The following is a 502-nucleotide window of genomic DNA, read 5'->3' on the forward strand; positions in this document are numbered from 1 at the left end:
GGTAACGGCGTGTTGCTCAGCGATTCCGACGTCGAAATAGCGGTCGGGGAATTGCTGTTCAAACTCAACCAAGCCGCTGCCCTCGCGCATGGCAGGCGTGATGGCAACCAGACGCTCGTCCGCCGCCGCTTGGTCGCACAGCCATTGGCCGAATACTTGCGTATAAGTCGGTTTGGCCGCGGCAGGTTTGACTTCCGGCGCAGGCACTTCGCTCGGCAGCTTGGCGACAGCGTGGTATTTGACAGGATCGTTTTCGGCGAATTTGTAGCCGTTGCCTTTTTTGGTGATGACGTGCAGCAACTGAGGGCCTTTGCGGCCGCGCAAGTCTTTTAATACATCCACCAGATTTTCAACGTTGTGTCCGTCCACCGGGCCTGTATAACGGAAACCGAAGTTTTCAAACAAAGACAGCGACTGTTTTGCGTGTTCCGCTTCGCCTGCCAAGGTTTTGATTTTATTTTCAACTTTTTGGGCAAGCTCCATCGCACCGGGCAATTTATCC

At 54.4% G+C, this 502-nt stretch carries 1 protein-coding gene; it reads right to left on the bottom strand.

All coding sequences use genetic code 11. The features are described 5' to 3' along the window. The coding region (locus tag ACTHUR_RS18875) for a 1-deoxy-D-xylulose-5-phosphate synthase N-terminal domain-containing protein (protein ID WP_440400309.1) at positions 1 to 502 on the bottom strand (502 nt) is incomplete at both ends.

The organism is Neisseria sp. P0021.S007, assembly GCF_051956855.1.